The sequence below is a fragment of the Nocardia spongicola genome, assembly GCF_047200775.1.
Classification (GTDB): Bacteria; Actinomycetota; Actinomycetes; order Mycobacteriales; family Mycobacteriaceae; genus Nocardia.
In genome coordinates this window covers 1-1,131 of the sequence record NZ_JBJZOO010000047.1, presented here as the reverse complement: position 1 = coordinate 1,131, position 1,131 = coordinate 1, and the positions used below count along the sequence as shown (strand labels likewise).

General features: G+C 64.3%; 2 pseudogenes. Both read left to right on the top strand.

Annotated features, from left to right (window positions below):
- Positions 1–360 (top strand): annotated as a pseudogene (locus ACL02S_RS24120) (hypothetical protein); the annotation flags it as partial.
- Positions 361–621: 261 nt separating this feature from the next.
- Positions 622–1,131 (top strand): annotated as a pseudogene (locus ACL02S_RS24115) (hypothetical protein); the annotation flags it as partial.

Below are 1,131 nucleotides of genomic sequence, written 5' to 3'. Positions count from 1 at the left end.
GGTCCGGACGCCACCATACTCGGCAAGACCACCACTCCCGGTTTCGCGCGCATCGACATCGATGCCGACGGCAACGGCTGCCATAAGGTGTGGTCCAACACCGTCGAAGCCGCACCGACCGTAGTACCGAAGTTGTCCTTGGCCACCGGGCTGATCTACACCTACACCAAGGGCACCCAACTGAACGATCCCTGGTACTGGACCGCCCTCGACTACCGCACCGGCGAAATGGTGTGGAAGCAACTGTCCGGCACCGGCTTCGGCTTCAACAACAATTACGCGGGCATCGCCCTCGGCCCCGACGCAACGGCCTATCTCGGCACCGCGGGCGGACTGATATCGCTGCGCGACGGCAACTGAACAACTGACCGGAGAATATTCGCGGACCTACCGCACCAGCGCGCCGACACCTTCCGTCGGCGCGCTGGTGTTTTCCGAAGTCGTGCGCACTGATCAGCGCGATCCTCCGGTGCGATTCCGCGCAGCCGTATCCACGTATCCGATCGCAGCGACCGCTAGAGCTCGCCGGGTGGTCCGTACGATATCGAGCACCGAACCCGGCTATGGCGAATCACTCGCGCGGGGGATTTACCGGGCGCCGCAAACGAATACCTTGCACGTGTGCTCCCTACTCTCCGCTCTCGTTTCCTTCGCCTACCGCTACTGGCCGTGGCCCTCGCCACCGTCGCGGCCCCTGCCGCCGCAGTTCCGGTTCCTCCTGGACCGGCCGGCCCGGATATTCCACAGTTCCTCGGCACACCAGCCACCGCCAACCCGATCACCGGCATCCCCCCGATCCCGCAGAATCCGTACCTGGCACCCAACGGCGACTCGGGCGTCCACAACGACGGGTGGATGAGCGATACCTACACCCGCCCAGGCCCGCTCGGCCTGGCACCGCAAACCAACTCGCTACTCTTGGGTGACCTGTGTATTTCGGCGGCCTTCGACCGGGCCGGTCGCATCGTCGCCACCTGTCTCGGCCTCGACCCCGGTCTGTTTCTCATCGACCCTGCGACCATGACCGTCCTCGGCAAACACGCTCTGGAAGGCAGAAGCGCAGCCGATGTACTGAAACCGGGTGCTGCCTTGAATTCCGGTGGCGGCGTGTATTTCTACCTGGACAACCAC